We start from the raw sequence: 25,337 nt of genomic DNA on the forward strand, positions 1-25,337 counted from the left end.
AGGCCGCCCAGCATCACAACCACTCACCTGCACCCACAAAGAACCTCAATCGAGCGCCAGGTGAAAGATCGAGGCTAGGCGGTCATTAACCTGAAGCGATGTCCGATCGCGTTCTCGTGCAGGTCGAAAACCACGTCGCCGTCGTCACCGTCAACGACCCGGATCGCCGCAACGCCGTCACCGCCGAAATCTCGGCGGCCCTGCGTGCCGCGGTCGACGCGGCCGAGGCCAACACCGACGTGCATGCCCTCATCGTCACCGGCGCGGGCAAGGCGTTCTGCGCAGGCGCGGACCTCTCGGCGTTGGGTGAGGCGACTGAGGACGGCCTTCGCACCATCTATGACGGCTTCCTCGCGGTGGCCAACTGCGCGCTGCCGACGATCGCTGCGGTCAACGGTGCCGCCGTCGGCGCCGGGCTCAACCTCGCGCTGGCCGCCGACGTGCGCATCGCCGGCCCCGCAGCGCTGTTCGACGCCCGCTTCCAGAAACTCGGCATTCATCCCGGCGGCGGGGCGACGTGGATGCTGCAGCGCGCTGTCGGCGTGCAGGCGGCCAGGGCCGCGCTGCTGTTCGGGATGCGTTTCGACGCCGAGGCCGCCGTGCGGCACGGGCTTGCCCTCGAAATCGCCGACGATCCGGTCGCGGCCGCCAAACAACTGGCCGCCGGACCTGCGGCCGCGCCGCGTGACGTCGTGCTCGCCACCAAGGCGTCCATGCGCGCCACCGCCAACCCCGGCGTGCTGGACGTCGACCAGCACCGCATCGCGGTCGACACCGAGCTGAAACCGCAAGCGGCTTCGATCCTTTCACCGGAGTTCGCCGAACGGTTAGCCGCAGCCAAGCGCAAATAGCTGCATGCCCGACGCCACCGGAGGAGTGTTCGCCCAACACACGGACATGACGATCGCGGGCGGCCCGGTGCGGGTCTACCGCTCCGGAGACCACGGCCCAGCCGTTTTGCTGCTGCACGGCGGCGCGCTGGACACCGCCGAAGGCGTATGGCGCAGCGTCGCACCGACGCTCGCGCGCGACTACCGCGTGTACGCCATCGACCTGCCGCGCCACGGCGCGAGCCGCCCGTGGCGCGGCAACCTCGACACCGACTTCTTCGACACACTGATCGCCGAGTTGCTCGACGCACTCAACCTGCCGCGAGTGGCGATCGTCGGCCTGTCACTCGGTGGCGGCATCGGCATCGGATTTGCGCTTAATCATCCCGACCGAGTCTCGGCCCTGGTCGTCATCGGCCCGGGCGGCATCGGCGCGAAACGCAGATTCCACTTCTTCACCTGGCTCGTCGTGCACACGCCCGGGCTGATGCGTCTGAGCGCGAAATATTACGCGCGCAGCCCGAAGAGACTGCGAAAGTCATTGGCGGACTCGCTGACTGCGGGCGCCGACACCCCCGGTTTCGACGCGATAGTCGCCTCGGCGATTGAGGAGGCGAAGGCCAAATCTCGGCACGGCGAGCGGGTGCTGGACGACTGGATGATCAACGCCGTCGGGCCGTTTCGGATGCGGCTGGACTACACACCAGAGGTGTCTCGGCTGCGTGTCCCCAGCCTGTGGCTGCGCGGTGAGCGCGATTCGCTTGTCAGCCATGCCGATCTCGCCGCCGCGGCGTCGGCAGCGCCCGGGAGCGAGCTGGCGACCATTCCCGGCGCAGGCCACATCGCGACCTATGACCGGCCTGACGAGGTCAGCCGACTGGTCGGCGACTTTCTCTCCCGCACGGTCGAGAACTAGCTGTCGAGCAGCGCCAACTCCGGCGCCTCGATGAGTCGACGCAGTTCGCCGAGGAACGCGGCGGCCTGCGCGCCGTCGGCGATGCGGTGGTCGAACGCACACGTCAGCGTCATCGTCGGACGCGCCACCACGTCGTCGCCGATGACCACCGGCCGCGGCTTCAACGATCCCATGCCCAGAATCGCCGCCTCGGGATAGTTGATGACGGGCACACCCTCGTCCAGTCCGAGCGCACCGAAATTCGACACGGTGAACGTAGAACCCTGCAGCTCGGCGGGTTTCACGGTGCCGGCTCGCGCCTCGTCGATCAGACGTGACACCGCTGCCGCCAGTTCCCGTGTCGTCATGTCCTGCGCGTTCTTCACCACCGGCACCAGCAGGCCACGCGGCGCCGCAACCCCGAAACCCAGGTGTACGGCGGAGTGGATGTGGATGTGCGGTTCGCCGGCGGTGTCCACCCACGTCGAGTTGAGCAACGGGTGGTGGGTCAGCGCGATCGTCAGCAGCCGAAGGGTGAGCACGAACGGCGTGATCGACGGCCCGTCCTGCCCGACCGATTCGCGCAGCAGGTCGCGAACCCGAAGCAGCTCCGAGCAGTCGACGACGACGCTGGCATGAGCATCGGGAATCTTGCTGCGCGACAATGTCATCCGCTGCGCCATCGTCGCCTGGACGCCGTGCACGCCGACGGTGTCGGAGGCCTGGCCCGGTTGCGCCGCGGCCGCGAGCACGTCGTCTCGGGTCACGATCCCGTCCGGCCCCGAACCCCGGGTGATGGCGGCCAGGTCGACGTTCAACTCGGCGGCGAGCTTGCGCACTTTCGGCTTGGCTCGCGGTCGAGTGCCGTCGGTCACCGACGCTCTCCTGCTGGTGTCCATGTCGTCGTCGGCGCCGTAGCCGACGAGCACCGGCCTGCGTCGCGCACCGTTCGGGCTTGCAGCTGCGGGCTCAGGCGCAGGCTCGGGCTCAGCTGTGGCCGCAAGCTCCGACGCAGGAACCGGTGAATCCGTCGCGATGCGTACCAGCACCGCCCCGACAGCAAGTGTTTCCCCTTCGGCGCCACCGAGTTCCACGATTTCTCCGGCGTAGGGACTGGGAATCTCCACCTGGGCCTTGTTGGTTTCCACCGTGCACAGCGTCTGGTTGAGTTCGACGCGGTCGCCCACCGCCACGCTCCAGCCGGTGATCGTCGCGTCCTCGAGCCCTTCACCGAGGTCTGGCACCAGGAAGTCCCGCGTGGTCGTCATGACCGCATGGCCTTCTCGACGCAGTCGAGCAGCCGGTCGACACCGGGCAGCCACAGTTTCTCAAGCCGGGCCGGCGGATACGGGGTGTCGAATCCGGTGGCCCGCAGGACCGGCGCCTCCAGGTCGTAGAACAGCTCCTCCTGAATGCGTGCCGCCAACTCGGCGCCGAATCCGAGTGTGCGTGCGCCCTCGTGCATGACGACGGCACGGCCGGTCTTGCGCACCGACGCCGCGACGGTGTCGAAGTCGAGCGGGTTGAGCGAGCGCAGATCGATGACCTCGAGATCCCACCCGTACTGGTCGGCTGCCAGATCGGCTGCGCTAAGGGCGGTTTGGACCAGTCCGCCGTAGGTGATCACGGTGGCGTCGTCGCCGAATCGACGGATCGCCGCGCGGCCGATCGGCAGCCCCGGCTCGCTGGTGTCGACGTCCTCCCGCGACCAGTACCGTCGCTTCGGCTCCAGGTAGACGACCGGGTCGCGGCTGGCGATCGAATGCCGCAGCAGCCAATATGCATCCGACGGTGTCGACGGCACGACCACCTTCAGGCCGGCGGTGTGCACCCAGTAGGTCTCGGTGGACTCCGAATGGTGTTCCACCGCACCGATTCCCCCGAACGACGGGATGCGGATGGTGACCGGCATGTCCACGTCGCCGTGCGTGCGCACCCGGTACTTCGCCAGATGGCTGACCATCTGGTCGAACGCCGGATAGGAGAACCCGTCGAACTGGATCTCGGGCACCGGCACGAAGCCGCGGATGGCGAACCCGATCGCGATGCCGATGATCGCCGACTCGGCCAGCGGGGTGTCGAAGCACCGCCCGTCGCCGAACGTTTCGGCCAACCCTTCTGTGACACGGAAGACGCCGCCGAGCTTGGCGACGTCTTCACCGAACACCAGGACCCGATCGTCGGCGGCCATCGCGTCGTGCAGCGCCCTGTTGATCGCTTGCACCATGGTGAGATTCGTCGTCGCTTGAACCGGCTTGAAGATGGACGGTTCGTGCGAGTCGTCCCCGTAGCCTGCCGGCCGTTCGATGAGTTGAGTCATGTCACGCCTCCTTCGCCATTTCGGCCAGCAGTTCGTCGCGCTGGGCTTGCAGTGTCGGCGTGATGTCCGCGTACACCGTGTCAAACAACTCGCCGACGTCCATGTCGGGCGTGTTGATGATCGCGTCGCGCAGTTCGGCACACAGCCGCGCCGAGCGCGATTGCACGCGGTGCTCCAGTCGATCGGTCCACACGTCGATGTGCTGGAGGTACTTGCGATAACGCGGAATCGGGTCCAGCGCCGCCCAGCGCTCGACCTCATCGTCCGACCGGTAGCGGGTGGGGTCGTCGGAGGTGGTGTGCGGGCCCAGCCGATAGGTGACGGCTTCGATCAGGGTCGGCCCGTCGCCCCGTCGCGCCCGCGCGGCGGCTTCCTCCATCACCGCGTAGCAGGCCAGCACATCGTTGCCGTCGACGCGGACACCGGGCATGCCGTAGCCGATTGCGCGGTGCGCGATCGACGGTCCCGCCTGCTGACGGCTCACCGGCACCGAGATCGCCCACTGGTTGTTCTGCACGAAGAACACGCACGGCGCCTTGTACACCGCCGCGAAATTCATCGCTTCGTGCGCGTCGCCCTCGCTCGTGGCGCCGTCGCCGAGATAGGCCACGGTGATCGAATCTTCGCCGAGCCGCTGCGCGGCCATCGCGGCCCCGACCGCGTGCAGACCGTGGGTTCCGATCGGGATGGCGATCGGCGCGACGCATTTCTCGGTGAAGCCGAGGCCGCCGTGCCAGCGGCCCCGCCACACGGCGCCCATCTGCGCCGGCGTGATGCCGCGCAGCAGGAAGGCGCCCATCTCACGGTATTGCGGAAACAGCCAGTCGGTCTTGCGCAGGCACGCGGTGGCGCCGATCTGGGCCGCCTCCTGGCCGCGACACGTGGCGAACAGCGCCAGCTCGCCCTGCCGCTGCAGGTTGACGAATTCGACGTCGAGCGCGCGGGTGACGGCCATCGACTCGAACAGCCAGGCCAGCGTCTCGGGGGGTAGATCTCGGCGGTATCTGGTCTCGGGGGTCGGCGTCCCGTCGGGGGCGACCAGTTGAATCGGCTCCAGCTCGACATCTTGGGCAGCTCGTGCCGACGTCAAGGGTGCCTGAACGGACCCTGCCATACCGCCTCCTAGGGCCACTGACGACGGATCGCGCCGTCAGACGACTGAGGTGCTCAGCACGGAGGCGATCAGAGCAAAACCCCTGGTGAGAGGCTGCCGGCTAGGTGCCAGGGTGAGGCGCTAGCTGGACGATGCGCTCTGCTCGCCGCAGCACTGGGGCATCCACCATTATGCCCTCGAATTGGAAGACGCCCCGCTGTTCGCGGGCGGCGGCCAGCACGTGTCGCGCCCATTCCACCTGGTCGGGGGTGGGTGCATAGCCCTCGCGGATGACGTTGACCTGCGACGGATGAATCGCGACCTTGGCGTCGAAGCCGACCGCGACCGCGTCGTCGACCTCGGCGCGCAGTCCGTCGAGGTCCTTGATGTCCAGATACACCGAGTCCAGCGCCATCCGGCCGTAAGCTTTGGCGGCCAGCAACGTCTGCGAACGGACATGTTTGGCGACGTCTCGGTAGCTGCCGTCGGCGTTGCGGTTGGCGGTGCCGCCGGTCGCCGCGAACAGGTCCTCGGCGCCCCACATCAGCGCCAGCGCGTTGTCGACGCGGGCCAACTCGTTGACGATCACTGCGCCCATCGGCGTTTCGATCAGTACCACGACGTCGAGCGGTGCGAGGTCGCGCACCTGCTGCGGGTCCTCCGTCTTCGCCAGCATCACGGTCGTGTATTTGGTCTTCGCCAGCGCCTCGAGATCGGGTTTGTGGTCGGCGGTGGTGGTGGGGTTGACGCGCACAACGGTGCGGTCGGGATCAAGCGGTATGTCGATCAGCGCCGCGCGGGCTGCGTCGCGGTCCTTGGCCGCCACCCCGTCCTCCAGGTCGAGGATCACGACATCGGCTGCGGCCGCGGCCTTTTCAAACCGTTCCGGGCGGTCGGCCGGGCAGAACAACCAGGCGGGACCGGTTTGCGTGATCGTCACTACGCCTCCTCCTGAGGTCGCTTGCGCACCATGGTTTTTCGCGACGCGGTCGCGACGATGTCGCCGTGCTGGTTGCGGCCCGTATGCGCGAAGGTGACGATGCCTTCGCCGGGGCGGCTCCTGGATTCGCGCTTGTCGAGCACCTCGGTTTCGGCGTAGAGCGTGTCGCCGTGGAAGAGCGGCTTCGGGAACGCGACCTCACCGAAGCCGAGGTTGCCGACGATCGTGCCCTGCGTCAGTTGCGTGACCGACAGCCCGACAAGCGTGGAGAGGGTGAACATCGAGTTCACCAGCCGCTGGTTGAACGGCGGCAGCGCGTCGGAGAACGCCGCATCGAGGTGCAGCGCCTGGGTGTTCATCGTCAGCGTGGTGAAGAAGACGTTATCGGCCTCGGTGATGGTGCGGCCGGGCCGGTGCTGGTAGAGCACTCCGGTCTCGAACTCCTCAAACCACAGCCCGCGTTGGACGACGACCTTCTTCTCGCTCAAAGCCCCGCCTCCCTGGCGATCAGCATCAGCTGCACTTCCGTTGTCCCTTCGCCGATTTCGAGGATCTTGCTGTCGCGGTAATGCCGCGCCACCGGATACTCGTTCATGAAGCCGTAGCCGCCGAACACCTGCGTGGCGTCGCGTGCATTGTCCATCGCGGCCTCGCTGGCGACCATCTTGGCGACCGCGGCGGCCTTCTTGAACGGCTTGCCCGCCAACATGAGTGCGGCCGCGTCGTAGTAAGCGGTGCGGGCCGCGTGTGCCCTGGCTTCCATTCGCGCGATCTTGAACGAGATCGCCTGATAGGTGCCGATCGCCGCGCCGAAGGCCTCGCGCTCCTTGGCGTAGCGGACGCACTCGTCGACGCAGCCCTGCGCGGCGCCGACCGACAGCGCCGCGATCGCGATGCGACCCTCGTCGAGGATGCGCAGGAAGTTCGCGTATCCGCGGCCGCGCTCGCCGAGCAGGTTCTCGGCGGGCACGCGCACGTCGTCGAAGCTCAGCGGATGGGTGTCCGACGCGTTCCAGCCGACCTTGTTGTAGGCGGGTTCTGCGGTGAAGCCTTCGATCGGCACCGGCACCAAAATGGCCGAGATCTCCTTTTTGCCGTCATGTTCCCCCGTCACCGCCGTCACCGTCACAAGCTTCGTGATGTCGGTACCCGAGTTGGTGATGAACTGCTTGCTGCCGTTGATCACCCAGTGATCGCCGTCGAGCTTGGCCGTGGTCCGTGTGGCGCCCGCGTCGGTACCACCGCCCGGCTCGGTGAGCCCGAACGCGCCGAGCGCCTTACCACTTGCCAACAGCGGCAACCATTCGCGCTTCTGGTCTTCGTTGCCGAACCGGTACACCGGCATCGCGCCCAGCGACACGCCGGCCTCGAGCGTGATGGCCACGCTCTGGTCCACCTTGCCGAGTTCTTCGAGCGCGAGGCACAGCGCGAAGTAGTCGCCGCCCATCCCGCCGTACTCCTCGGGGAATGGCAGGCCGAACAGGCCCATGTCGGCCATGCCCGCCACGACTTCGTAGGGGAACGAGTGCTCGGCGTCGTGCTTGGCCGCCACCGGGGCGACGACGCTCTGCGCGAAGTCCCGCACGGTCTTGGCCAGCTGCTGGTAGTGGTCGGGCAGCGTGCCGGTGGAGAGGAAATCGCTCATGACTGTTCTGCTTTCTCAGTGTCTGTCTTCTCGGTGGCTTTGATCCTGGCCAGCGGCTGGCCGACTTTGACCTGGTCGCCAACGGCGACAAGGAGTTCCACCACGCCGTCGACGGGCGCGGTGAGCGCGTGTTCCATCTTCATCGCCTCCACCGCGACGACGACGGCGCCGGTCTCGACGGTCGCGCCATCCTCGACGTTGACGGCGACAACCGATCCAGGCATCGGGCTGACCAGTTCGGCATCGCCGCTGTGCTCGTCGTCGGGGCGTACAGGCGCTTCCCGCACCGTGTCGATGGCCGCAGTGCGGCCCGCACGGGCCAGCCAGATGTGGCCGTCGGTGGCCGCGACGCGGTACTCGGTGCGAAGCCCGTCGAGTGTCACTGCCAGCCGATCGCCGTCCAAGCGGGCGGCGAGGATGCGCGGTGGTCCGTCTTCGACGACGGCGGTGGCGGCGCGCGGTGTGCCGGTCAGATGGACGTGGTCGGTTCGCTCGCCCGCGTGCAGCCGCACGGTCGTCGGCGCATGCGCTCCGATGCGCCAGCCCGTCGGCACATCCCACAGATTCGTGGGTGCCTGCGGCCAGCTGCGCAGCCATTTGTAGGCGGCAGCGGCGATGAGCTCCTCGTCGCCGGGCGCGGCGGGCGTGAAGTCGGCGGTACGGCGGTCAAGCAGTCCGGTATCGAGTTGTCCCGCAACCACATCCGGGTCGGCCAGCAGGAACCGGAGGAATTCGATGTTCGTCCCAACGCCGAGCACGGCGGTGTCGGACAGGGCGCGGTCGAGGGCTCTGAGCGCGGCGGGCCGGTCGTCGGCGTGGGCGATCACCTTGGCGAGCATCGGGTCGTAGTCGGTGCCGACGACGGTGCCCGGGGCCAGCCCGGAGTCGACGCGCACGCCGGGGCCCTGCGGCTCCACCAGATCGAGCACCTGGCCGCCGGTCGGTAGGAAGCCGTTGCCCGGGTCTTCGGCGTAGATGCGGGCTTCGATCGCGTGTCCGGTCAGGGTGACGTCGTCCTGGGCGATCGGCAGTTTCTCGCCCGCGGCGATGCGCACCTGCAACTCGACGAGGTCGACGCCGGTGACCATTTCGGTGACCGGATGCTCGACCTGCAGCCGGGTGTTCATCTCCATGAAGAAGAACTCGTCGGGCCGGTCGGCGGAGACGATGAACTCGACGGTGCCCGCACCGGTGTAGTCGACGCTGCGGGCGGTGTCGCGGGCCGCGGCGCCGATGCGGGCCCGCGTCTCCGCGTCCAGAAGAGGTGACGGCGCCTCTTCGATGACCTTCTGGTGGCGGCGCTGCAGGCTGCATTCGCGTTCGCCGAGGTGCACGACGTTGCCGTAGCCGTCGGCGAGCACCTGCACCTCGATGTGGCGCGGGTTGCGCACAAAGCGTTCGAGAAACAGCGTGTCGTCACCGAATGCGGCGCCGGCCTCGCGCCGCGCGCTGGTCAGCGCCGCCGCCAGCTCCGACGGCTCGTGCACGACCCGCATGCCTTTGCCGCCGCCGCCCGCCGACGGTTTCACCAGCACCGGGTAGCCGACGTCGCCGGCGCCTGCGATCAGGTCGTCATCGGTGAGGCCGGGGCGCGAGATGCCAGGTACGACCGGCACTCCGAATGCCGAGACGGCGGCCTTCGCGGCGATCTTGTCCCCCATCGTGCGTATCGCGGCAGCCGGTGGCCCGATGAACACGATGTCCGCCTTCTCCAGAGCATCGGCGAAATCGCTGTTCTCGGACAGGAATCCGTATCCGGGATGGACTGCCTGTGCGCCGGTACGGCGAGCAGCGTCGAGTATCGCGTCGATCGACAGATAGCTCTCCCGCGCAGGCGGGGGGCCGATTCGAACCGCGTCGTCGGCTTCGGCGACGTGGCGGGCGTCGGCGTCGGCGTCGCTGAACACGGCCACCGAGCGGATGCCCATCGCGCGCAGCGTGCGGATGACGCGCACGGCGATCTCGCCGCGGTTGGCGACCAGGACAGTGTGGAAAGTCATCGCATCACATCCGGAATACGCCGTAGGAGACCGGTTCCAGCGGCGCCTGCCCGACGATCGAAAGCGCCAGCCCGAGAACGGTCCTGGTGTCTGCGGGGTCGATCACGCCGTCGTCCCACAACCGCGCCGTCGAATAGTAGGGACTGCCCTGGCTCTCGTACTGGGCGCGGATCGGCGCCTTGAACTCTTCCTCCTCTTCGGGCGTCATCTCACTGCGCACGGTGGCCAGCACCGACGCGGCCTGCTCGCCGCCCATCACCGAGATCCTGGCATTCGGCCACATCCACAGGAACCGCGGCGAATACGCGCGCCCGCACATCGAGTAGTTGCCTGCGCCGTACGATCCGCCGATCACGACGGTCAGCTTCGGCACCCGAGCGCACGCGACGGCGGTCACCATCTTGGCGCCGTGCTTGGCGATGCCGCCCGCCTCGTAGTCGCGGCCGACCATGAAGCCCGAGATGTTCTGCAGGAACAGCAGCGGCGCCTCGCGCTTGTCGCACAGCTCGATGAAATGTGTTCCCTTGAGCGCGGATTCGCTGAACAGCACGCCGTTGTTGGCGATGATTCCCACCGGGTGGCCATGGATGCGGGCGAAGCCGGTCACCAGCGTTGACCCGTATTCGGCCTTGAACTCGGCGAATTCACCGCCGTCGACGATGCGGGTGATGACCTCGTGCACGTCGTAGGGCACCCGCGGGTCGAGCGGGACGACGTCGTACAGCTCGGTCTGGTCGGCCACCGCGTCGACCGTCGGCCGCACCTCCCAGGGCGGGTCGCGCCGCAGTCCGAGCGTCGAGACGATGCGCCGCACGATGCGCAGCGCGTCACGGTCGTCGTGCGCCAAATGGTCGGTGACCCCGGAGGTTTTGGAGTGCAGATCGCCGCCGCCGAGTTCTTCGGCGGTCACCACTTCCCCGGTCGCGGCCTTCACCAGCGGCGGGCCGCCGAGGAAAATGGTGCCCTGGTTGCGGACAATCACGGCTTCGTCGCTCATCGCGGGCACGTACGCGCCGCCCGCGGTGCACGAGCCGAGCACCGCAGCGATCTGGGCAATGCCCTTGGCGCTCATGGTCGCCTGGTTGTAGAAAATGCGCCCGAAATGGTCGCGGTCGGGAAAGACCTCGTCCTGCCGCGGCAGGAACGCGCCACCCGAGTCGACGAGGTAGATGCACGGCAGCCGGTTCTGCAGCGCGATCTCCTGCGCGCGCAGGTGCTTCTTGACCGTGATCGGGTAGTACGTACCGCCTTTCACAGTCGCGTCGTTGGCGACGATCATGCATTCGCGGCCCGACACCCGGCCGATGCCGGTGATGATCCCGGCGCCGGGGCATTCGTCGTCGTACATGCCGTTGGCGGCCAGCGGCGCCACTTCCAGAAACGGGCTGCCTGCGTCGAGTAATCCGTCGACGCGATCGCGGGGCAACAGCTTGCCGCGGCTGACATGGCGCTCGCGGGCCTTCGCGGACCCGCCGAGCGCGGCGGCGGCCATCTTCTCGCGCAGCGCCGCGACCAGCGCCTGATGCTGCTCGCGACTCGACTGCAACGCTGTTGTCATCGGTGCCGACCCATTCCGATTGAGTTAATGCCGACTAACTCATGGTATGTTAGTCACGATTAACCGAAATGTCCACCGTCCCGCAGGGGGTAGCGCGATGCCCGTTTCGGCCTCGGCGTCTGCGTCTTCACCGGCCGGAACCAACCGGTCGCGGGCCAAATCCGAGCGCCGCGACAAGCTCATCGCCGCGGCCGAACGGTTGATGGCCGAGCGGGGATTTCTGGCGGTGCGCCTTGAGGACATCGGCGCGGCGGTCGGCATCAGCGGACCCGCGATCTACCGCCACTTCCCCAACAAGGAAGCGCTGCTGGTCGAATTGCTGGTCGGAATCAGCACCCGCTTGCTGGCCGGCGCCAAGGCCGTCGTCGCCGAGGCGCCCGACGACGAAGCCGCCTTGGACGGGCTGATCGACTTCCATCTGGACTTCGCGCTCAACGAGTCCGACCTGATCCGCATCCAGGACCGCGATCTGGACCATCTGCCCGAGCCCGCGAAGCGACAGGTCCGCAAGGCGCAGCGGCAGTACGTGGAGATCTGGGTCGATGTCCTTCTGCGCCTCGACCGCGCCGACACCGAGGCCGATGCGCGCCTGATGGCGCACGCGGCGTTCGGGCTGTTGAACTCGACGCCGCACAGCGTGCGGCCGGGCACAGCCAAATCGGCCGGCCAAGGAAACTCGGGGTCGCGTGCGATCTTGCGAAAGATGACGATCGCGGCCCTGTCCTCGGCCGGCCGAAGCGGCGACTAGTGGACTAGGCGATCAGGCGCTAGTACCAATATCGTCGGCCGCCCACCGCGCGTCCCGTTGCGCCGAGGATCCAGAACACCGCGCCGATGACGATCAGCACGACGCCGATGTAGGTCAGGATTGAGATCCCGAAGAGGATCCCGAGGATTAACAAGATAACGCCAAGGATGATCATGGCTGACTCCATTCGATTATTGATATTCGGTTGTTGGTGGAAATGTGTTGAACCCGTGGGCTACTGGGCCTATTGGCTGGGTTCAGGCAAATTGCAGTTGGTCACCTTGGGGTTCACTCCTGCGTAGTTCAACGGTCCGGCAACGACCGTCAACGCGATGGTGCCCGCCGTGGCGCAATTGTTTGCCTCGCTTTTGAAGTAGTCGCGCTGATAAGCCGCCAAGACGCCGATCAGCAACCAGACCAACACAATTACGCCGAGAATTCCGCCACCACGCATGCTGGCCTCCTCCTGTTGTGCGCCGACTTGGCGCGCGAGGAGGTTTTACCCCGCAGATAATTTGAGTAAACGCATCGAACTGATCTTGAATGGTTCAGAACTTCGGCCCGCGGTCATGGCGTGGCGTTGAACGCCGTGGTGAGCCACTCGCTCATCGCCTTGAGCAGCACCGCGCGGTTCTCGCGTTTGTCGATCTCGTGGCCGTCGTCCTCGAACAGCAACTGCTCGACCGTGCGGCCAAGCGCCCGCAGCGCGTCGTACATCTGTTGCGACTCGCTCGGCGGGACGTTGGTGTCGTTGAGGCCGTGGACGAGCAGCAGCGGAGCGGTTATCGCGTGTGCGCGTAGCAGCGGCGACAGCTTGTCGAGCAGTTCGCGATCGCTCACCGGATGGCCGTATTTCGGGTAGGCGGCCTGTGCGATCCACGGCTCAGTGTTGCGGTACCAGGTGTTCAGGTCGCTCATGCCGCAGATGCTGATGCCCGCGGCGAACAACTGCGGATGAAATGCCAGCGCGGCCTGCGTCAGGTAGCCGCCGTAGGACCACCCGCAACAGGCGACGCGGTCGGCCCGCGCCAGGCCGCGCGACACCAGGAACAGCGCAGCGTCGGCGACGTCGTCGATCGCCGCGAACCGCTTCTCCCGGTCGTCGGCATGCATGAACGACCGGCCAAATCCGCCGGAGCCGCGAACATTTGGCAGGAACACCGTGATGCCGGCCTCCAGCAGCGCCGGGAAGAACTCGTTGTAGCCGGGACGGCCCTGACCCTCGGGGCCGCCGTGCAGGAACATCATCGCCCCGATCGACTTCACGTGCTTCGGCGGGCGGAACAGCCAGCCGGTGAACTCGAGACCGTCTCGAGCGGTGACGGTCTCCAGTGTCGGGGCGTCGGATACGGGCCCGCTGGAGGGTTCGCGGCCGATGCGCTCCCATTCGCGGCTTCTCGGGTCGACGAGTTCCACAGTGCGCGGGATGTCGGGGCTCTCCACGGTCATGGCCACCATCGATCCGCCTGCGCTGATGCTCAGCTCGCTGGCCACCATGCCTGGCAACGGAATCGGGTCGTGCAGCGTGTAGTCGGCGTACTCGAGAATCTGTAATTCGCTGGCGCCGTGCAGGTTCCACAGCATCGCCACCGTGGAGAGGTCGTCGCTGACGACGAACTCGTCGAGTTCGCAGTCCGGCCGCTCGGCCACCACTTGATAGGACACGCCGTCGGCCGTCATGGTCACCTCGAGCAGCCGGGCGTATTCCGCGCCGTTCTCGCTGCGGATCAGGGCGCGGACATAGCCCTCGGTGCTGTTGAGCCCGTAGGTCTTCGCGGGCTGATACAGCTCGAACGCCTCACCTTCCAGTCCCGCCCGCAGTCGGCGCGGACCGTGGTCGTCGAGAATCACCCCGGTGTCGGTCGTCGACCCCGGATCGTATGGCAGCAACGCTATTTCGGTCAGGCCGCGCAGCATGATCAGTTCGCGATAGCCGCGTGGGCCGACCCGGATCAGCGCCGCACCGGACCACGCGTCGACGAGCCGGCCGCCCGAGCGCCGGTCCAGGACCGTGGTGGTGCCGTCGGCCGGATTGATCAGACAAGAGCTGCCGACGCCGTCGTCTCCGGTGAGGATGGCCGCCACTTTCGTGCCGTCCCAACTGATCAGCTCGGCGGTGCCCTCCTGCGCCCCCGCGGGCCAGGAGTCGATCCGCCAGGCGAGGCGATCGTCGGGATCGGTCGTGACGATCCAGATCTGGCTGCGGCTGCCGCCCTCGGGAGCGACTTCGCAGGCCAGCCAGTGCCCGTCGGCGGAATGGAGCACCCGGTAGACCGGGCCGTCGACGGGCAACTCGACATCGCGCGACGAACTGGCCCGCCACCCGCGCAGGAACCGCTGAACCGCCCGCGGGTAGCCCCCCTCGTCGACGATGTGCGCGAACGCCGTCGCGTCCGGCGACAGCGACGCGCCGTACGTCGTGCGCACCGTCTGCGTCATCGTTATCAGCTTGCCACGCCTGCCCGGTTAAGCGATTCGCTTACGCGCTGGCGAAGGCCTCACGGGCAACACAGGTACCCTGCAGCCATGAGGTGGGTATGAGCAGTTCGCCCCGTGACGACGGCCCCGATCCGACCCGGCCCTTGAGTTCCAGCTATCCCGGATATTCGGATCCGGCGTATGCGGGTCAGGCGCCGTACGGACCGACATACCAGGCACCCCACGCGCCGCAGGGTGTCGATCCCACGCGTCAGCTGCCGCCGTATCCGCCCTATGGCTACGACCCGTACGCCACCGGCCAGTACGGGCCGTACCCGCAGGGCCAACCGCCGGAGGAGCCGCCGCCGCCGAAGTCGCCGCGGTGGCTGTGGGTGCTGGCCGGGTTGGCGGTGCTTCTCGTCGTCGGCCTGGTGATCGCCTTGGTGATCGCCAACAGCTCCAAGCAGGAGACGGTCGTGGCCCCCCCACCCATGCCGGAGCCGACGACCACGCGAACCACGCCGCCGACGACGTCGCTGCGGCCGTTGCCGCCGATCGTGCCGGTGCCGACCCCGAGCACGACCCCGCCGAGCACTCCGCCGCGGGAGACGGTCACGCCGGGCGCGACGGAGACCGTCGTCTACGAGGTGACCGGCAGCGGCAGGGCGATCAACATCACCTATGTCGACACCGGCAGCGTGCTGCAGACCGAGTTCAACGTGCTGCTGCCGTGGAGCAAGGAGGTGCGGCTGCCCAGCCCTGCCGAGGATTCCGCGAGCCTGATGATCGTCAACGTGGGCCGTCAGGTCAGCTGCTCGATCACGGTCAACGGCGTTGAGGTGCAGTCGAACACCGGCAACGGCCTGACCACCTGCACCGCGATGCGCTAACGGATTTGCGAGTAGCGCTCTGCCCTAGCGGACTGTAACCCGGTGTGGCGCATGGACCGCCGCCATGGCGATCAGCCCGACACCCAACACGACCATCAGACCACCCGTCCCCGCGCGCACCGCGCCGAACCAGTCGATGAACAGTGAGATCATCGCCGGCGCGAGGAAGGACACCGCGCGCCCTGTCGTGGTGTACAGACCGAACGCGACGCCCTCCTTGCCGTCCAGCGACATCCGCAGCATCAGCGTGCGCGCCGAGGACAGCGTCGGCCCGATGAACAGGCACAGCATCAGGCCGCACACCCAGAACGTGACGGGCCCGGACAGTGCCATCAGAACGCACCCGACGGTGATCAACGAGGCCAGCGAGCCGAGGATCACCGGCTTGGAGCCGAGCCGGTCGTCGATGAGGCCGCCGAACAGCGCGCCGAGCGCGGCGATGACACTGGCGCTGATGCCGAACAGGAGCACGTCGGCGTCGGAGATGCCGTAGACGCTGACACCCAACACGGCGCCGAAGGCGAAGATGCCCGCGAGGCCGTCGCGGAACACCGCGCTGGCGAGCAGGTAGTAGACGATGTTGCGGTCGCGATGCCACTCGGCGACGACTTCGCGCCACAGCTTCTTGTAGGCGCCGAAGAAGCCGACTGCTCGCCGCTCCCCCGGCTCAGGCTCTGGGTGCGGCACCGCGATGAACACCGGCAGCGCGAACAGCGTGAACCATGCGGCCGTCATCAGCATCGCGGCACGCACGTTTTGGCCGTCGGCGATCGACAGACCGAGCAGTCCGCGGGTGTCGCCGTCTCCGGAGATGAACATCACATAGACGATGAGCAGCAGCGTCACGGAGCCGAAATAGCCCATGCCCAAACCGAATCCGGACACGCGGCCCGACGTCGTCGGCGTGGACAGTCCCCGCAGCATGGCGTTGTAGGGCACGGTGGCCAGTTCGCTGCACGCGGCCGTGCACGCCAGCAGCACAAGGCCAGGCCACAGGTAGCGGTGGTCGTCGCGGATCAGGCTCATCGTTGAGGTGAGCAGCACCACCATGCCGGTGAGCACGGCGAGCACCCGGCGACGGCGCCATGGCGCGTCGACCCAGATGCCGGTGACGGGCGCCAGCAGCGCCACCACGAGCCCCGACAGCGCCAGTGCCCGGAACAGCCAGCTCTGCGGTGTGGTCGCGCTGGGCAGGTCGTCCCCGACGGTGCCGGTGAGGTAAACCGAGAAGACGAACGTCACGACGATCGCGTTGACACCGGTCGCGCCGACGTCCCACAGCGCCCAGGACAACACTTGCGACCGCCCAGCGGTGTGCCCCGGCGGCCGGGAAACGTCCATGGTCGCCCACGATATAGTCCGCGCATGCCAGTACCCGCTCCCAGCCCGGACGCCCGAGCAGTTGTCACAGGTGCTTCGCAGAACATCGGCGAGGCGCTGGCCACCGAGCTGGCCGCGCGGGGCCACCATCTGATCATCACCGCGCGCCGCGAGGATGTGCTGCGCGCGCTTGCCGACCGGCTCACCGAGAAGTACAGCGTGGCGGTCGAGGTGCGGCCGGTGGATCTGGCCGATCCGAGCGAACGCGGCAAGCTGGCCGACGAGCTGGCCGGGCGCAACATCTCGATCCTGTGCGCCAACGCGGGCACCGCGACGTTCGGTCCGGTGGCGAAGCTCGACCCGGCCGACGAGAAGGCGCAGGTACAGCTGAATGTGCTTGGCGTGCATGACCTTGTGCTCGCGGTACTGCCTGGGATGGTCGAGCGCGGGGCGGGCGGCATCCTGATTTCCGGTTCCGCAGCGGGCAATTCGCCGATCCCGAACAACGCGACCTATGCGGCGAGCAAGGCGTTCGTCAACACGTTCAGCGAGGCATTGCGCGGCGAGCTGAAGAGCGCCGGTGTGCACGTAACATTGCTAGCGCCTGGGCCGGTGCGCGAGACGCTGCCCGATGAGCACGAGCGCTCGCTGGTGGAGAAGGTGATTCCGGACTTCTTGTGGATCTCCACCGAGTACACCGCCAAGCATTCGCTGGATGCGTTGGAGCGCAACAAGATGCGGGTGGTACCCGGTGTCACGTCGAAGGCGATGTCGGTGGCCAGCGGGTACGCGCCGCGCGCGATCGTGACGCCGATCGTCGGCGCGGTGTACAAAAAGCTCGCCGGCGAATAACTTCCCCGCGAATACCCCTCCCGCGAATACCCCTCCGCGAGACGGAATCTACGCACGCCCTCACTCGCAGTTTTCCTGCGAGGATTCCGTTTCGCGGCGTTGTTCTAGCGCCGACGGCGTTGTTCTAGCGCCGACGGCGTTGTTCTAGCGCCGACGGCGTTGTTCTAGCGCCGCGGCGTTGTTCTAGCGCCGACGGCGACGTCGACGGCCGGTGCCGAAGATGCTGCGGGTGATCTCGCGGCCGATCACCGTGCCCGCCGATCGCATCGCGCTCTTGAACGCCGGGCTTTCCACCATCTTTTCGAAGAAGCCGGGCTCGGCATCCTTGGCGGCGACGGTGCCCCCAGCGCCGGCGCCCGGCAGGTCGACCGGCGGCGGAAGCGACGGGTCGGCAGGCGCCTCGGGCTCCGGCGGCGCCAGCCGGGCGTTCAGCCGCTCGTAGGCGCTTTCGCGGTCGACGGTCTGCCCGTACTCGGCCTGCAACGGGCTGGCCTGGGCGGCGGCCTTGATCGCGTCGGGCCCGATGGTGTCCATCAGCGAGCGCGGGGCCCGCATCCTGGTCCACGCGACGGGCGTCGGCGCGCCCTTCTCCGACAGCACGGTGACGATCGCCTCGCCGATGCCCAACGAGGTCAGCGCCGACTCCAGGTCGTACACATCGGTTTTCGGGTAGGTGCGGACGGTCTTCGACAGCGCCTTCTGGTCGTCGGGGGTGAACGCGCGCAGCGCATGCTGGATGCGCGCGCCAAGCTGGCTCAGCACGTCGTTGGGCACGTCGGTGGGCAGCTGGGTGCAGAAGAACACGCCGACGCCCTTGGACCGGATCAGCTTGACGGTCTGTTCGACCTGCTCCAGGAAGGCTTTGGAAGCGTCGTTGAACAGCAGATGGGCTTCGTCGAAGAAGAAGACGAGCTTGGGCTTGTCGACGTCGCCGACCTCGGGCAGCGACGTGAACAGGTCGGCCAGCACCCACATCAGGAACGTCGAGAACATCACCGGCCGGGCCGCTTGATCGCCGAGTTCCAGCAGGCTGATGATGCCGCGGCCCTGGTCATCGACGCGCAGCAGATCCTCGGGCTCGAGTTCGGGCTCGCCGAAGAAGGTGTCGGCGCCCTCGGCCTCGAGGTTGACCAGGGCGCGCAGGATGACCCCCGCCGTCGTCGGCGACACCGCACCGAGGGCCTTCAACTCGGGCTTGCCTTCGTCGCTTGTGAGGTACTGGATCACCGCGCGCAGGTCCTTGAGGTCGAGAAGCGACAGACCTTTCTGGTCGGCCCAGTGGAAGATCAGGCCGAGGGTGGATTCCTGAGTGGCGTTGAGCCCCAGCACTTTCGACAACAGGATGGGCCCGAAGCTGGAAACCGTGGCGCGCACCGGTACGCCGAGGCCGCCGGTGCCGAGTGACAGGAACTCGACGGGGAACGCGGTCGGCGTCCAGTCGTCACCGGTGTCGGTGGCCCGCTGTTGGATCTTGTCGCCCGCCTCGCCGGGCCGCGACAGCCCCGACAGGTCGCCCTTGACGTCGGCCATCAACACCGGCACGCCCGCGGCGGACAGTTGTTCGGCGATGAGCTGCAGCGACTTGGTCTTGCCGGTGCCGGTTGCGCCCGCGACGAGGCCGTGCCGGTTCACGGTGGCCAGCGGGATACGGACCTGGGCGGCGGGGTCGGCGGCGCCGTCGACGACGACGGTTCCGAGTTCGAGCGCCTGTCCCTCGACGGCGTATCCGGCGGCGATCTGCTGAGCTGGGGTTGCGGTCGACTCCGACGTCATGGGTCCAAACATTACTGCGGCGCCAGCGGCACAGCCGGGTGTGGTGAAGCCCCGCGCAGGCTGTGGGCCTACTGTTGATCGCTGTGCGCGACGAACTGGTGTGGATCGACTGCGAGATGACGGGCTTAGACCTCAAGACCGACCGGCTCATCGAGATTGCGGTGCTCGTCACCGACGCCGACCTCAATATCCTCGGCGAAGGCATCGACGTCGTCATCCACGCCCCCGACGAGGCGCTGTCCGGGATGATCGACGTCGTCGCAGAGATGCACAATCGATCCGGCCTGGTAGATGAGGTGCGGGCGTCGACGATCGACGTGTCCGCCGCCGAGCAGTTGGTGCTCGACTACATCCGCACCCACGTCAAGCAGGCGAAGACGGCGCCGCTGGCCGGGAATTCGATCGCCACCGACCGCGGTTTTATCGCACGGGACATGCCTGAGCTGGACGACTTCCTGCACTATCGGATGATCGACGTAAGCTCGATAAAGGAGCTGTGTCGACGCTGGTATCCGCGGATCTACTTCGGGCAGCCGGAAAAGGGGCTGGCGCACCGCGCGCTGGCCGACATCCACGAGTCGATCCGCGAACTCAAGTACTACCGCCGCACGGCGTTCGTGCCGCCGCCCGGGCCCTCGACCAGCGAGATCGCTGCGATCGCCGCCGAGTTGGGTCCGCCCCCGTCGAACGGCGAGGGAATGGATTCGGCTGCCGAGCGTCCGAGCGGCTAGTATCTACGACGCCGCTCCTGCGGCAATGGTGGCTGTAGTTCAGTTGGTAGAGCACCAGGTTGTGATCCTGGCTGTCGCGGGTTCGAGTCCCGTCAGCCACCCCGACAGGGCCGGAGGGTGATTCACCCTCCGGCCTTTATCTTGCGTCGAATCGCCTCCCCACCGCCGTCACGCCCCTACGCTCGGGGGACGATCAGCTCCGAGGGAGCGTGGGACGGATGAACCCGAGCAACCGACGCCGATCTCGGATGCCGCGCATCGCCGGGATCGCCACGTTTGCCACCTGCATGGCCATCGTCGCCGGGTGCGCGACGGCCCCGTCGACGACCGAGTCAACACCGGCCCTCAAGCCCATCGACCAGGCAGCGTTGCTGGCCGTCGTCGAGAAAGCGGCCAAAGACATGCTGGTGCCCGGCGCGGTCGTCATGATCCGGACGCCGCAGGGCACCCACACCGCAGCGGTCGGGACAACCGAGCTGGGCACGCAAACACCGCCGGACGCTGACACCCACTTCCGGATTGCCTCGAACTCCAAGACCATGATCGCAGCGTTGATCGTGCTTCTCGCCCAGGACGGCAATTTGACGTTCGAGGATCCGGTCGCGGCCTTCGTGCCCGATGTGCCCAATGGCACCGACGTCACGATCGCGGATCTGCTCACGATGCGCAGCGGGCTGTACAACTACACGAACGCACCGGAATTCGCGGCCGCCCTCGATGCAGATCCGGGCAAGGCGTGGACCCCGCAGGAGGTGTTGGCCATCGCCTTCGCCCACCCGCCTGATGACACCCCGAACACCACCTACGAGTACAGCAACACGAACTACGCGTTGCTCGGCCTGGTCGCGGAGAAGGCAGGCGGCCGTCCGCTGGGAGAGCAGCTGCACGATCGGCTTTTCAAACCGCTTGCGCTGCAGGAAACGTCGTTGCCCGCCGTCGACGACACGCAAATTCCGGCGCCGTACTCGCACGGCTATATGTACGGCGGCTCGGCGTTCGCGATGGTCGATGACCCCTATCCTGCCGACGTCAAGGCCGCGGCGCGGGCCGGGACGCTGGAGCCGACCGACTACACCCACCAAAACCCGTCCTACGCGCACGGCGCCGGCGGCGTGATCTCCACCGCAGACAACCTGACGACGTGGATGCGGGACTTGGTGTCGGGCAAGGTATTCGACGCCGACTTCCACCGGCAGTGGCTGGACAGCGTGCAGGCCGAAGACCCGCAGAATCTCGACGGCCAGAAGTACGGGTATGGCATCTCATATCAGCGGTTCAGTCCGACCGCCGCGATGTACTACCACGGCGGCGAGATGCCCGGCTTCAACTCCTTCATGGGCTACGACCCGGATAACGATGTGTCCGTCGTGATTTGGACCAACCTGACCATCTCGCCTCTCGACGACAAGACGACCGCGCAAGCACTGCTGCCGATCATTCTCGACGAGGTCTACACCGGGCTTTCGCTGGCGCCGTCGCCGACCACAACGAGGTGAGCCGGCGTCAGATGTTGGCGTTGCCCGCGCGCCACTGCTCCCACGGGATGTTCCAGTCGCCGAGGCCGTCGGTGCCCGGCAGGATCGAGCCCACCGTGTTCATCACCTCGACGATGTCGCCGCGCTTGGTGTTCTCGAAGAACCACCGAGCGTTGCTGGTGCTGACGTTGATGCACCCGTGGCTGACGTTGCTGTAGCCCTGGCTGCCGACCGACCACGGCGCGGCGTGCACATAGATGCCGCTGTAGGACATCTGGGTGGCGTAGTCCACCTCGGTGCGATATCCGTTGGGCGAGTTGGTCGGAACGCCGTAGGTGGACGAGTCCATCACCATGTGGCCGAAGCGGTCGCCGATGATGTAGATGCCGTTGTTGGTGGGCGTGCTGTTCTTGCCCATCGACACCGGCATGGTCTTGATTACCTCCCCGTTGCGGCGGACGGTCAGCGTCTTGGTGTTGTCGTCGACGGTGGTGATGACCGCGTCGCCGATGGTGAAGCGGGTCTTGACGTTGTCCTGGCCGAACAACCCGTCGCCGAGGTCCACGCCGTAGGTGTTGACTTCGACCTCCACGGTCGTGCCCGGTTTCCAGTATTCGGCTGGCCGCCAGCGGACCTCGCGGTTGCTGAGCCAATAGAACGCGCCTTCGACGGGCGGATCCGTCTTGACGGTGATCGCACGCTGCGCGGCCAACCGGTTCGGAATGTTCTCGTCGAAGCGGACCGCGACGGGCTGACCGATGCCGACGACCTCGCCGTCGTTGGGCAGCACGTACGGCATGGTCAGGTTTTCCGGCGAATGCGTCTCGAAGGTCAGCTGCTGGCTGGTGGCGCCGCCGAGGCCCAGCGACTGCGCGCGCAGCGTGTACTGGGTGTTGTAGTCCAGCGGTTCGGTGGTGTGCCACGTCAGCCCGTCGGGGCTGAGCTCGCCGGCGACCGGGACGCCCTCGTCGTCGTTGGTCATGGTGACCGCGCCGAGCACACCGGCCTCGGCGCTGACGGTCACCGGCTGGTCCACCGGCACGCCGACAGCGTCGTCCTTGACCGACGCCGTGAGCTTCGGCACAAGAAGGTCGCTGTAGGGAGTCCCCTTATCGGTGATGACCTCGGGCTGAGGCGGAGCCGAGTTACCACCGCAAGCGCTGAGGGCGAGGACCAACGCCGGGATCAGGGCGAAGGCCATCAACCAGGCACAAAGGCGACGCGGACGGGCCAGAGTCTTGACCTGCCACATACTTTGCTCCAACTTGCGACGAGTTTTCTAACCGGGACTTTGGCATTAGTCTAAGCGTTACTGGAGTCCTGCGGCGACCGCGCTGAGGGCGTCCTCAGCCGAGGGCGCACAAAAGTGATTTCACCCCGCGCGGCAGGGCCTGTTATTGTCGCCTACGCGCGCCGTTAGCTCAGTTGGTAGAGCAGCTGACTCTTAATCAGCGGGTCCGGGGTTCGAAACCCTGACGGCGCACCAACAAACCCCCAGCTCAAAGGGGGTTTTTCGCTATCTGGGCGCCCCGTCGGAGGCGACAACTGTACACACAGCTGTACACAACGCCGCGCCGTCCGCCGCCGGCCGACTCCCTGGGGCCATCGCGCTATCCCGTTGGGGCGCAGGCTGCGTGGCCGGTCGGGTGAACCTGTTCAGCGCCCACGCCAACGGCACCGTGACCGCCAGCGTCAGCCCGAACAGCACCGGCAGCGAACCAGAGAACATCGGCCACCCCAGGCCGCCGAACACCAGCGCCATCACCAGCACGTGCAGCAGGAAGATCTCGTAGGAGATCTCGCCCAGCCACACCATCGGCTTGCTGCTCAGCACTCGCTCGACCCACCCGCCGCGGCCGAGCACCAGCGGCGCCACGACCAACGTCGCAATGCAGCCGTAGAGCAGGTTCTTCGTCAACGGCTCCCACAGGCGGACCGGGCCCATCGTGACGGCGCCCGCGACGGGCGTACAGACGACCACGAAAAGCGCTACCGCCAAGGGCATCCCCGCGACCGCCGGCCACCGGACGTCCATCGACCGCAGCGTCGCCAGCATCATCCCGCCGGCGAACCAGCCGAGATGGGCTGGCAGCCACATCCCGGCCGAATTCGGCAGCCAGTCAGTGGTATTCACGACAATCAGCCACACCGGCGCGATCGCGGCGAGCGCGGCAAGGCCCAGCAGCAGACGCTTCGGTTGCCACTGGCCGCGGCAGTGCACGACCAGCAGGTAGTGGGCCAACAGCGGCAGCACTGCGTAGAACGACACCTCCACGGCCAGGCTCCATGTCTGCGAAAGCCCTTGGTGCAGATAGGTCACCAGATAGTTGTCGGTGTAGATCTGCGTCAGCGTGAGGTAGCGAACCAGGCCCGCCCAGCTTTGGCCGGGGTTGGGACCCGTCGAGTAGAACGCGTACACGCCGAAGGCGAGCGCGACCGTGACCAGATACGGCGGCATGATCCGGCGCAGCCGATGGCGCGCGTAGCGACCAATCACCGGCGCCGCCGTCGCGGCCGCCGCGGCCCGAGCCCACGGCCGGAACAACAGGAATCCGGAGAGCACGAAGAAGATTGCGACACCGATCTCGAGCCGCGCATAGGCCACTCCGATGAAGCCGTGGGTGAGCTTGCCGGTGGCGAACGCCGCGTGAGTGCCGAGCACCAGCAGCGCGGCCACGGCGCGCAGGCCCGTCAGCGACGCGATGCGGCCCCGATCAGGGGCGCGGTCGACGCGCGGGCTCTCCACGGCTGGGCTCGGTAACACCGGGCGAGTGTATGGGTTTGGTCATTGCAATCACTAAATTCCCGCTGAGCGGGGGCTGAGTGTGCCGCATCACACCTGTGTCACCAAGACGAAGGCCAAGAAGCACAGGTAGGCCAAGACCATCGCGCCGCCCTCGGCGCGACTGACCCGTCGGCCCGAGATGAAGATCGGGATGCACACCAGCGCGACGGCGACCATCACCGGGATATCGATGCGCACCAGGGCTGCGGGCAGCGCCAGCCCGTGGGCCGGGATCAGACACGTGACACCGAGGATCAGCAGCAGGTTGTAGATGCTGCTGCCGAGCAGGTTGCCGATGGCGATATCGCGCTCCTTGCGCAGCGTGGAGACGACGGTGGTCACCAGTTCCGGCGCCGAGGTGCCGATGGCCACGACGGTGAGACCGATGAAGGCGTCGGAGACGCCGAATCCGCGGGCCATGTCGACGGCGGCGTCGACGAGCCATTCCGCTCCGATCACCACGACGACGATGCCGCCCAGCGTCATTGCGACGTATCGTGTGACAGCGCGACGATCATCGGTTGTCCTGGGCTTGAAGCTGGTTGCCGCCAATTCGGTTGTGAATTGGGCGCTTTCGCGTCGAGCCGCCGCGACGAGCACGACGGTGTAGACAATCGCGCAGATCGCAAGGACGGCTCCGTCCCACCGGGACAGCACGCCGTCTGCGGCGAGTGCCCACAGCAGAAGCGCGGCCACCGCCATCACGGGTAGTTCGAAGCGCAGTGTGCGCAATTCGATGGCCAGCGGCAGCAGTAGCGCGCTGAGTCCGAGAACGAGCAACAGGTTGACGACGTTGGTGCCCGTGATGTTGCCAACGGCCAACGCGCCGTTGCCTTCTGCGGCCGACACGACACCGACGGCGAGTTCGGGCATGCTCGTGCCGATCGACACCACGGTGAGGCCGACGATGAGCTGGCTGATTCCGAGCCGCGCCGCGATCCAGGTCCCGCCCCGTACCATCACCTCCGCGCCGAGCACCAGGGCGGCGAGGCCGGCCGCGAACCAGGCAGCGCTTGTCAGCATCGCCGGCGCCTCTTTCGGTGGTTCGATCAAGTGCAGGTCTG

General features: G+C 67.1%; 23 protein-coding genes and 2 tRNA genes. 9 read left to right on the forward strand and 16 right to left on the reverse strand.

Annotated elements, in window-relative coordinates; translation table 11 throughout:
• Window positions 1-98: 98 nt before the first annotated feature.
• Both CQY20_RS02250 and CQY20_RS02255 read left to right on the forward strand, forming a co-directional pair.
• Window positions 99-851, forward strand: coding sequence for an enoyl-CoA hydratase (locus tag CQY20_RS02250; RefSeq protein WP_097938039.1), 753 nt, complete (start codon window positions 99-101; stop codon window positions 849-851).
• A gap of 4 nt (window positions 852-855) precedes the next feature.
• The gene (locus tag CQY20_RS02255) at window positions 856-1,746 is read left to right on the forward strand and encodes an alpha/beta fold hydrolase (RefSeq protein WP_097938040.1); all 891 of its coding nucleotides are present in this window, start codon (window positions 856-858) and stop codon (window positions 1,744-1,746) included.
• On the opposite strand, the gene CQY20_RS02260 is transcribed toward CQY20_RS02255, so the two are convergent.
• From CQY20_RS02260 to CQY20_RS02295, 8 genes are all read right to left on the reverse strand, one after another.
• The gene (locus CQY20_RS02260; protein ID WP_097938041.1) at window positions 1,743-2,993 is read right to left on the reverse strand and encodes a dihydrolipoamide acetyltransferase family protein; all 1,251 of its coding nucleotides are present in this window, start codon (window positions 2,991-2,993) and stop codon (window positions 1,743-1,745) included. The genes CQY20_RS02255 and CQY20_RS02260 overlap by 4 nt on opposite strands.
• A complete protein-coding gene (locus tag CQY20_RS02265) occupies window positions 2,990-4,045 on the reverse strand; it encodes an alpha-ketoacid dehydrogenase subunit beta (protein ID WP_097938042.1) in 1,056 nt (351 codons plus the stop codon). Before CQY20_RS02265 ends, CQY20_RS02260 begins: the two co-directional genes overlap by 4 nt.
• Window position 4,046: 1 nt before the next feature.
• Entirely contained in the window at window positions 4,047-5,159 is a 1,113-nt protein-coding gene (gene pdhA / locus CQY20_RS02270) for a pyruvate dehydrogenase (acetyl-transferring) E1 component subunit alpha (protein ID WP_097938043.1), read from the reverse strand.
• Between the two features lie 100 nt (window positions 5,160-5,259).
• Entirely contained in the window at window positions 5,260-6,078 is an 819-nt protein-coding gene (locus tag CQY20_RS02275) for an HpcH/HpaI aldolase/citrate lyase family protein (protein ID WP_097938044.1), read from the reverse strand.
• Window positions 6,078-6,566: a MaoC family dehydratase gene (locus tag CQY20_RS02280; RefSeq protein ID WP_097938045.1), complete on the reverse strand. Its 489-nt coding sequence runs from the start codon at window positions 6,564-6,566 to the stop codon at window positions 6,078-6,080. The genes CQY20_RS02275 and CQY20_RS02280 overlap by 1 nt, the downstream gene beginning before the upstream one ends.
• Window positions 6,563-7,723: an acyl-CoA dehydrogenase family protein gene (locus CQY20_RS02285; RefSeq protein WP_097938046.1), complete on the reverse strand. Its 1,161-nt coding sequence runs from the start codon at window positions 7,721-7,723 to the stop codon at window positions 6,563-6,565. Before CQY20_RS02285 ends, CQY20_RS02280 begins: the two co-directional genes overlap by 4 nt.
• Complete coding sequence (locus CQY20_RS02290; RefSeq protein ID WP_097938047.1) at window positions 7,720-9,723, reverse strand: acetyl-CoA carboxylase biotin carboxylase subunit; 2,004 nt, start codon at window positions 9,721-9,723, stop codon at window positions 7,720-7,722. Before CQY20_RS02290 ends, CQY20_RS02285 begins: the two co-directional genes overlap by 4 nt.
• A gap of 4 nt (window positions 9,724-9,727) precedes the next feature.
• The gene (locus CQY20_RS02295; RefSeq protein WP_163700653.1) at window positions 9,728-11,281 is read right to left on the reverse strand and encodes a carboxyl transferase domain-containing protein; all 1,554 of its coding nucleotides are present in this window, start codon (window positions 11,279-11,281) and stop codon (window positions 9,728-9,730) included.
• 97 nt (window positions 11,282-11,378) lie between these two features.
• Here CQY20_RS02295 and CQY20_RS02300 point away from each other — a divergent pair, with 97 nt between their 5' ends.
• Window positions 11,379-12,029: an SACE_7040 family transcriptional regulator gene (locus tag CQY20_RS02300; RefSeq protein ID WP_097938048.1), complete on the forward strand. Its 651-nt coding sequence runs from the start codon at window positions 11,379-11,381 to the stop codon at window positions 12,027-12,029.
• Between the two features lie 19 nt (window positions 12,030-12,048).
• On the opposite strand, the gene CQY20_RS34740 is transcribed toward CQY20_RS02300, so the two are convergent.
• The 3 genes from CQY20_RS34740 to CQY20_RS02315 form a co-directional block, all read right to left on the reverse strand.
• On the reverse strand, window positions 12,049-12,204 hold the full coding sequence (locus CQY20_RS34740; RefSeq protein ID WP_097938219.1) for a DUF6131 family protein: 156 nt from the start codon (window positions 12,202-12,204) through the stop codon (window positions 12,049-12,051).
• Between the two features lie 69 nt (window positions 12,205-12,273).
• Window positions 12,274-12,483, reverse strand: a complete 210-nt coding sequence (locus tag CQY20_RS02310; RefSeq protein WP_097938049.1) for a hypothetical protein — start codon at window positions 12,481-12,483, stop codon at window positions 12,274-12,276.
• A gap of 113 nt (window positions 12,484-12,596) precedes the next feature.
• Complete coding sequence (locus CQY20_RS02315) at window positions 12,597-14,468, reverse strand: alpha/beta hydrolase family protein (protein WP_097938050.1); 1,872 nt, start codon at window positions 14,466-14,468, stop codon at window positions 12,597-12,599.
• 98 nt (window positions 14,469-14,566) lie between these two features.
• On the opposite strand from CQY20_RS02315, the gene CQY20_RS02320 reads away from it, so the two are divergent.
• Window positions 14,567-15,337 (forward strand): MmpS family transport accessory protein, encoded by a 771-nt coding sequence (locus tag CQY20_RS02320; protein WP_097938051.1) that lies wholly within the window; start codon window positions 14,567-14,569, stop codon window positions 15,335-15,337.
• Window positions 15,338-15,361: 24 nt separating this feature from the next.
• On the opposite strand, the gene CQY20_RS02325 is transcribed toward CQY20_RS02320, so the two are convergent.
• Window positions 15,362-16,678, reverse strand: a complete 1,317-nt coding sequence (locus tag CQY20_RS02325) for an MFS transporter (RefSeq protein ID WP_097938052.1) — start codon at window positions 16,676-16,678, stop codon at window positions 15,362-15,364.
• Between the two features lie 24 nt (window positions 16,679-16,702).
• Here CQY20_RS02325 and cmrA point away from each other — a divergent pair, with 24 nt between their 5' ends.
• Complete coding sequence (cmrA, locus tag CQY20_RS02330; protein WP_097938053.1) at window positions 16,703-17,509, forward strand: mycolate reductase; 807 nt, start codon at window positions 16,703-16,705, stop codon at window positions 17,507-17,509.
• Between the two features lie 183 nt (window positions 17,510-17,692).
• Here cmrA and CQY20_RS02335 read toward each other — a convergent pair whose 3' ends face one another.
• Window positions 17,693-19,282, reverse strand: coding sequence for a helicase HerA-like domain-containing protein (locus tag CQY20_RS02335; RefSeq protein ID WP_097938054.1), 1,590 nt, complete (start codon window positions 19,280-19,282; stop codon window positions 17,693-17,695).
• A gap of 83 nt (window positions 19,283-19,365) precedes the next feature.
• Here CQY20_RS02335 and orn point away from each other — a divergent pair, with 83 nt between their 5' ends.
• The 3 genes from orn to CQY20_RS02350 all read left to right on the forward strand — a co-directional run bounded on the left by orn (window position 19,366) and on the right by CQY20_RS02350 (window position 21,509).
• The gene (gene orn, locus CQY20_RS02340; protein ID WP_163700656.1) at window positions 19,366-20,013 is read left to right on the forward strand and encodes an oligoribonuclease; all 648 of its coding nucleotides are present in this window, start codon (window positions 19,366-19,368) and stop codon (window positions 20,011-20,013) included.
• A 28-nt stretch (window positions 20,014-20,041) separates the two neighbouring features.
• Window positions 20,042-20,114, forward strand: a tRNA-His gene (locus CQY20_RS02345).
• A gap of 186 nt (window positions 20,115-20,300) precedes the next feature.
• A complete protein-coding gene (locus CQY20_RS02350; protein WP_234816077.1) occupies window positions 20,301-21,509 on the forward strand; it encodes a serine hydrolase domain-containing protein in 1,209 nt (402 codons plus the stop codon).
• 7 nt (window positions 21,510-21,516) lie between these two features.
• On the opposite strand, the gene CQY20_RS02355 is transcribed toward CQY20_RS02350, so the two are convergent.
• The gene (locus CQY20_RS02355) at window positions 21,517-22,740 is read right to left on the reverse strand and encodes a L,D-transpeptidase (protein WP_097938057.1); all 1,224 of its coding nucleotides are present in this window, start codon (window positions 22,738-22,740) and stop codon (window positions 21,517-21,519) included.
• Window positions 22,741-22,898: 158 nt separating this feature from the next.
• Here CQY20_RS02355 and CQY20_RS02360 point away from each other — a divergent pair.
• A tRNA-Lys gene (locus CQY20_RS02360) sits at window positions 22,899-22,974 on the forward strand.
• Window positions 22,975-23,004: 30 nt separating this feature from the next.
• Here the strand turns inward: CQY20_RS02360 and CQY20_RS02365 are convergent.
• Window positions 23,005-24,252 (reverse strand): acyltransferase family protein, encoded by a 1,248-nt coding sequence (locus CQY20_RS02365; protein WP_234816065.1) that lies wholly within the window; start codon window positions 24,250-24,252, stop codon window positions 23,005-23,007.
• Between the two features lie 69 nt (window positions 24,253-24,321).
• Complete coding sequence (locus tag CQY20_RS02370) at window positions 24,322-25,296, reverse strand: calcium/sodium antiporter (protein WP_097938059.1); 975 nt, start codon at window positions 25,294-25,296, stop codon at window positions 24,322-24,324.
• Window positions 25,297-25,337: the final 41 nt, after the last annotated feature.

This window comes from Mycolicibacterium agri, from assembly GCF_002553505.1.
GTDB classification, from domain to species: Bacteria; Actinomycetota; Actinomycetes; order Mycobacteriales; family Mycobacteriaceae; genus Mycobacterium; species Mycobacterium agri.